We start from the raw sequence: 6,446 nt of genomic DNA on the forward strand, positions 1-6,446 counted from the left end.
GCGGGCGACCCGGACGCGCTGCGCGCGCTCGGCCCGCCCCTCACCGCGCACATCCGCCGCCTCTGGGAGGCGGGCATGTTCGGCGCGGGCGGCCCCCGGTAGCGCGTCTCAGTCCGTGAGCCACCCCGGGCTGACCAGCCCGGACTCGTAGGCCAGGACGACGAGCTGGGCGCGGTCCCGCGCGGCGAGCTTGGTCATGATGCGGCTGATGTGGGTCTTGGCGGTCGTGGGGCTCAGCACGAGGTGCGCGGCGATCTCGTCGTTGCTGAGCCCGGCGGCGGCGAGCCGCAGCACCTCGCGCTCGCGGTCGGTGAGGGCGCCCAGGCGCGGTCCCGGATCGGGCGCCCGCACGCGGCCGGCGAACTCGCCGATCAGGCGGCGGGTGATCCGCGGCGCGATCAGGGCGTCGCCGCGGTGCACGACCCGGACGGCCTGGATCAGCTCCTCGGGCTCGGTGTCCTTGAGCAGGAAGCCGCTCGCCCCGGCGCGCAGCGCGCCGTAGACGTACTCGTCCAGGTCGAAGGTGGTCAGGATGACCACGCGGACGCCGGACAGGCGCGGGTCGGCGGTGATCGTCCGGGCCGCCTCCAGGCCGTCGGTGCCGGGCATGCGGATGTCCATGAGGACGACGTCGGGACGCAGCGCGCGCACCCCCTCGACCGCCTGCGCGCCGTCCCCGGCCTCGCCGACCACCTCGATGTCGTCCTCGTCGGCGAGGATGGAGCGGAACCCCGCGCGCACCAGCCGCTGGTCGTCCGCCAGCAGAACCTTGATCATGCCGTCCTCTTCTCGTGGGGCAGGCGGGCGCGCACGCGGAAGCCGCCGTCCGGGCCGGGGCCCGCCTCCAGCTCGCCGCCGAGCGCGCGGGCGCGCTCCCGCATCCCGCCGATCCCGCTGCCGGACGCCGCGTGCGTCCCGGGCCCGCCGTGCACCCCGTGCGAGCCGTGCACCCCCTGCGCCCCGTGCGAGCCGGGCCCGCCGTGCGCGGTGCCCGCCGCGTCCGGACGGCCGGGGGTGAGGAGGCGGGCGGCGGCGGGGCCGTCGTCGGTGATCTCGATGGTGACCGCGTCGGGGGCGCGGTCGACGCGGACGTCCACCCGGCTCGCGCGGGCGTGCCGGACCACGTTGGTCAGCGCCTCCTGGACGATCCGGTACGCCGCGAGCCCCACCTCGGTCGGCGGACGGCCCGGACCCGACACGTCCGCCCGCACCTCCAGCCCCGCCGAGCGGGCGCGTTCGACGAGGTCCCCGATGCCGCCGAGGCCCTGCGCGGGCGCGGTCGGGGCGTCCTCGCCCTCCTGCCGCAGGACGCCGAGCATCACCCGCAGCTCGCGCAGCGCCTCGGCGCTGGTCTCGCGGATCGCGGTCAGCGACTCCTCGGCCATCCGCTCGCCGCGCCGCCGGTCCTTCCCGTACCGGCGCAGCGCCGCCGCCGACTGGACGCTGATCAGCGACAGGTGGTGGCCGACGACGTCGTGCAGCTCGCGCGCGATGCGCAGCCGCTCCTCGGTCGCGGCGCGCTGCTCGACCTCGCGGGCGTGCGCGGCGGTGGTGTGCCGCAGCCAGCCGATCACGACGACCGCGACCAGCCAGCCCGCGAGCATGAACAGCGCGACGCCGTTGACGTCGCCGTTGCCCGCCATGGTCCCGAGCCCGACGAGGCCGACGCCGATCGAGCCGAGCCCGGCTGCCACCCGCGGGCGGCCGGACTCCGCGACCGAGTAGAGCGCGACGATGAACGCCACGAGCAGCGGGCCGTCGTAGGTGCTCAGCAGGTAGTAGACGATGCTCGTGAGCAGCGTGAACACGGTGACGGCCACGGGGTGGTCGCGCCGCGCGACCAGGGACGCGCACACCGCGACGATGAGCACCCAGCCCACGGCCGTGACCGTCCAGGACTCCTCGCGCGGCGCGTACAGGGACTGCGCGCTGCCCGCCGTCACCACGACCAGGACGCCGAGGGCGACCGCGACGTCCGCCGCCCGTCCCCGGGGCCATCGGACCACCATGGCCCCACCCTAGGGTCGTCCGGGCGGGACCAGGAACCGAGATCATCCGGCCGGGCCGCCGGCGGGCCCGCCGGCGTGTCCCGGGCCGGGCCGTGCGCGCCGGGGCGTTGACCGCGGAGTGGAACCGGTTCTACTCTCGGCGCGGAACCAAGCTAACGCTTGGCCGACGCGAGCGGGAGGTCCGGTGACCGCAGACTCCGCAGGCAGGGCCGCTCCGGCGGCCGGGGACGTGGCGCGGGCGACGGAGGGGTTCGGCCGGGCGGTCGCCGAGGGCGAGGAGATCATCCGGGACGCGGCGCGCGGCCGCTCGGACCTGGACCTCGCGGAGGGGCTGGAGTACCTCGCGGGCAGCGTCAAGGCGGCGCTGCACATGGCGTGGGCGTACGAGCGGGACTTCCCGTTCTTCGCGCGCTCGACCGGCCCGCACTCCAAGCTCGGCCTCGACAACCCCGACACCCTCTACTTCAACGCCTACCTGCGCGAGGACGCCGAGTACGTGGTCACCGGGCGGCGCGGCAGCACCGCCGACCTGAGCTTCCAGGTGCTGAACGGCGACTACACCCCGTCCGCCTCGCCCGACAGCCTCAGCGCCTTCGACGACCGCGCGTTCGACATCGGCCCGGACGGCTCGTACGAGCTGCGGTTCGGCCCGGAGGACCCGAAGCGCAAGGACGACCCCAACTACTTCACCCTCGGGCCGGGCGCGGCGATGCTGCTCGTCCGCGAGGTGTTCAGCGACTGGGCGGACGAGCGTCCGGGCGAGATCCGCATCCACCGCGCCGACCGGCTCGGGCACGCGCCGCCCGTGCCCACGCCCGCGCGGGAGGCCAAGCGGTTCGACGTCGCCGGGAAGATGCTGGTCTCGCGGCTGCGGACGTTCCTCGCCTTCCCCGAGTGGCACTACCTGAAGCTGCCGGTGAACACGATGACCGAGCCGCGCCCGACGCCCGGCGGGCTCGCCACGCAGTACTCGTCCGCAGGGCACTTCGCGCTCGGCCCGGACGAGGCGCTGATCGTCACCGTCCCGCGCTCGGACGCCCCCTACCAGGGCTTCCAGCTCGGCAGCATGTGGTACGTCTCGCTCGACTACGCCAACCACCAGACGAGCCTCACCGCCGACCAGGCCGCCGCCGACCCGGACGGCATGATCCGCATGGTCGTCGCCGAGCGCGACCCGGGCCTCGCGAACTGGGTCGAGCTCACCGGGCACGACCGGGGCTTCCTCCAGGTCCGCTGGCAGCGGCTCTCCCGCGCGCTCGGCCCGGAGGACGGCCCGCGCGTCGAGGTCGTCCCGTTCGCCGACCTCCCGGCGCGCCTGCCGTTCCACGAGCGGCAGCGCGTCACCCCGTCCCAGTGGGCCGAGCACATCGCGGCCCGCCAGATCTCGACCGCGCGAAGGATGCTGGGCTGATGATGCTGGACGGCCGTGTGATCGTCATCTCCGGGGTCGGCCCCGGCCTCGGGCGCGGGCTGGCGCTCCAGTGCGCGAAGGCCGGCGCGGACGTCGTCCTCGCCGCGCGCACCGAGGAGCGGCTGGAGGACGTGGCGAAGGAGGTGCGGGCGCTCGGCCGGCGCGCGACCGCCGTCCGCACCGACATCCGCGACCCGGCGTCCTGCGAACGGCTCGTCAGCGAGACGCTCGACGCGCACGGGCACGTGGACGGGCTGGTCAACAACGCGTTCGCGATCCCGCCGCTGCAGGACCTGCTGGAGGTGGACGTCGCCGCCGTCCGGCGCGGGTTCGAGACGAACGTGCTGGCCGCGCTGTCCCTGACCAGGCTGTTCGTCCCGGCGCTGGTCGCGTCCAAGGGCTCGGTCGTGATGGTGAACTCGGCCGTCCTGCGGCACTCGAAGGCGACGTTCGGCGCGTACAAGATGGCGAAGTCGGCGCTGCTCGCGCTCGCGCAGGGGCTGTCCACCGAGCTCGGGCCGCGCGGCGTCCGGGTGAACACGATCGCGCCCGGCTGGATCTGGGCCGACAACCTCAAGTGGTACTTCGACCTGCTCGCCACCGAGCGGGGCACGACGTCCCGGCAGGTCTACGACGAGACCGCCGAGACCATCGACCTGCGCAAGCTCCCCGAGCCGGACGAGATCGCCGACGCGGCCGTCTTCCTGCTGTCCTCGTACGCGCGCGCGATCACCGGGCAGTGCCTGGACGTCAACGGCGGCGAGTTCCACCACTGACCCACCGCTGCGGAGACCGGCATTCGAGGAGGCCGCCATGAGGACGGACGTCGGCACGGTCGAGGACCTGCACGCCTCGGCCACGCGCGTCACCGGCCTGACCGACTTCGGCGAGGACGACTACACCGACGGGCTCGAAGTCCTCCTCGCGTCCTACCGGCGGGACGCGCGGCTGACCGAACTCGGGAGCAGGACGCAGCGCGCGTTCCTGCGCGGCGCGCTCACCGCCCGGCTGCTCGCCGAGGACGCCTGGAAGCGGCATCCCGCGCACGCGGACGTCCCGATCGAGCGTCCGGTCTTCGTCACCGGCCTCCCCCGCACCGGGACGACGGCGCTGCACCGGCTGCTCACCGCCGACCCCGCGCACCAGGGCCTCGAACTGTGGCTGACCGAGGTCCCGCAGCCGCGCCCACCGCGCGCGGCCTGGGCGGACGACCCGGTCTTCCAGGCCGTCCAGGCGGGGTGCGAGCGGCACCACGTCGAGCATCCGGAGTTCATGGGCGTCCACTACATGTCGGCGGACATGGTCGAGGAGTGCTGGCAGCTGCTGCGCCAGTCGATGCGGTCGGTCTCGTTCGAGTGCCTGGCGCACCTGCCGTCCTACTCCGCGTGGCTCGCCGGGCAGGACTGGACGCCCGCGTACCGCCGGCACCGCCGCCTGCTCCAGCTGATCGGCCTGAACGACCCCGGCCGCCGCTGGGTGCTGAAGAACCCGAGCCACCTGTTCGCGCTGGACGCCCTGTTCGCCGTGTACCCGGACGCGCTGGTCGTCCAGACGCACCGCGACCCGGCCACCGCGATGGCCTCGATGTGCAGCCTCGCCGCGCACGCGACCGACGGCTGGTCCGAGCTGTTCCGGGGCGAGGTCATCGGCCGCGACCAGCTCGACCTGTGGAGCCGGGGCCTCGCCGCCTTCGAGGCCGAGCGAGCCCGGCACGACCCGGCCCGCTTCTTCGACGTCCGGTACGAGGACTTCGTCCGCGACCCGATCGGCACGGCCGAGGCGATCTACACGCACTTCGCGCTCCCGCTCACCGACGACGCGCGCGCCGCGATGAAGCGCCTGCACAGCGAGTCGAGCGAGGGCCGCGGACGCCCGTCCCACCGCTACACGCTCGCCGACTTCGGCCTCACCCCCGCCGACATCGCCACCCGCTTCGCCTGACCCTCGGACCGCCCGGTTGCGGCTGAATCCTCCGGGAGGAGGATTCACGGTCGTGCGAGTGGCCGCGCTGACGGCCCGTCCGTGGGAGGCGCGCCGCCCGCCCCGCGCACGAGGCTGGGGGCATGACGACGACGAACATCCGGCGGCGGCGCGGCCGAGGGGCACACGGCGCCCGGCGGTCGCCCGACCGGATCCTCGCCGGGGTGCTCGCCGCCGGCGCCGCCGTCCTGCTGGTGTGGACGGTCGGCATGGCCTTCGCGATCCCGCCGTCCGAGCCGCGCCCCGTCAACTGGGCGCTGCTGTGGTGCGGCTTCGACGCGATCGAGATCGCCGTGATGGCGTCCGCCGCGTGGCTCGTCCGCCGCCGCGACGCCCTCGCCCCGCTGGCCCTGTCCGCGCTGGCGACGCTGATGGTCGCCGACGCCTGGTTCGACGTGATGACGGCCCGCTCCGGCCACCTCCCGGCCGCCGTCTCGATGGCCGCCTTCCTGGAACTGCCCCTGGCCGCCGTCCTGCTCACCGCCGCCGCCCGCCTCATCCGCCGGGGCCGCGGCTGAGCAACAGGTATGGCACTTACCGGCCATCCCCGGATGATCCCCGCGAGCCTATGATTTTGCCCCGGACACGCATCCCGCGGCTTCCGGCACCCGCCGAAGGGAGAACCACGGGCCATGCCATCCACCCCGCAGCCATCCACCCCGCAGCCATTTGACCCGCAGCCATTTGACCCGCGCCCGGAACTCGACACCCTCGCCGACCTGCTGCGTGAGCGGTTGCCGGACGACGCCGTGATCACCGGGCCGGCTGCGGTCACCGCGGCGGTCCGGCTGTGGAACTCGCAGGTCACCGCGCGTCCCGCCGTGGTGGCCCGGTGCAGTACGGCGGCCGAGGTCCAGGCCGCGGTGCGCGCCGCCCGCTCGGCGGGCGTGCCGCTGTCGGTGCGGGGCGGGGGCCACGACTGGGCAGGGAGCGCGATCGCCGAGGGCGGCCTCCTGGTAGACCTGGGCGGGATGCGGCAGGTCGCCATCGAGGGGGACGAGGCCCGGGTGGCGGGCGGCGCGACCGTCAGCGACGTCCTGGACGCC

At 74.8% G+C, this 6,446-nt stretch carries 7 protein-coding genes; 5 read left to right on the forward strand and 2 right to left on the reverse strand.

Features of this window, described 5'->3' with window-relative positions:
* Nucleotides 1–108: 108 nt before the first annotated feature.
* Both AB0J52_RS22450 and AB0J52_RS22455 read right to left on the reverse strand, forming a co-directional pair.
* The gene (locus AB0J52_RS22450) at nucleotides 109–777 is read right to left on the reverse strand and encodes a response regulator transcription factor (protein ID WP_500183855.1); all 669 of its coding nucleotides are present in this window, start codon (nucleotides 775–777) and stop codon (nucleotides 109–111) included.
* Nucleotides 774–2,009: a histidine kinase gene (locus AB0J52_RS22455; protein WP_500183856.1), complete on the reverse strand. Its 1,236-nt coding sequence runs from the start codon at nucleotides 2,007–2,009 to the stop codon at nucleotides 774–776. The genes AB0J52_RS22450 and AB0J52_RS22455 overlap by 4 nt, the downstream gene beginning before the upstream one ends.
* A gap of 184 nt (nucleotides 2,010–2,193) precedes the next feature.
* Between AB0J52_RS22455 and AB0J52_RS22460 the strand changes: the two genes are divergently transcribed.
* From AB0J52_RS22460 to AB0J52_RS22480, 5 genes are all read left to right on the forward strand, one after another.
* Nucleotides 2,194–3,420: a hypothetical protein gene (locus AB0J52_RS22460; protein WP_500183857.1), complete on the forward strand. Its 1,227-nt coding sequence runs from the start codon at nucleotides 2,194–2,196 to the stop codon at nucleotides 3,418–3,420.
* Nucleotides 3,420–4,196, forward strand: coding sequence for an SDR family oxidoreductase (locus AB0J52_RS22465; RefSeq protein ID WP_500183859.1), 777 nt, complete (start codon nucleotides 3,420–3,422; stop codon nucleotides 4,194–4,196). Before AB0J52_RS22460 ends, AB0J52_RS22465 begins: the two co-directional genes overlap by 1 nt.
* A 37-nt stretch (nucleotides 4,197–4,233) precedes the next feature.
* Nucleotides 4,234–5,361, forward strand: a complete 1,128-nt coding sequence (locus tag AB0J52_RS22470) for a sulfotransferase family protein (RefSeq protein WP_500183860.1) — start codon at nucleotides 4,234–4,236, stop codon at nucleotides 5,359–5,361.
* A 122-nt stretch (nucleotides 5,362–5,483) separates the two neighbouring features.
* Nucleotides 5,484–5,918, forward strand: coding sequence for a hypothetical protein (locus tag AB0J52_RS22475; RefSeq protein WP_500183861.1), 435 nt, complete (start codon nucleotides 5,484–5,486; stop codon nucleotides 5,916–5,918).
* Between the two features lie 114 nt (nucleotides 5,919–6,032).
* Nucleotides 6,033–6,446, forward strand: a 414-nt coding sequence (locus AB0J52_RS22480) for an FAD-binding oxidoreductase (RefSeq protein ID WP_500183862.1), incomplete at its 3' end; no start/stop codon positions are given.

This window comes from Spirillospora sp. NPDC049652, from assembly GCF_040675125.1.
In the GTDB taxonomy this organism is placed as follows: domain Bacteria; phylum Actinomycetota; class Actinomycetes; order Streptosporangiales; family Streptosporangiaceae; genus Spirillospora.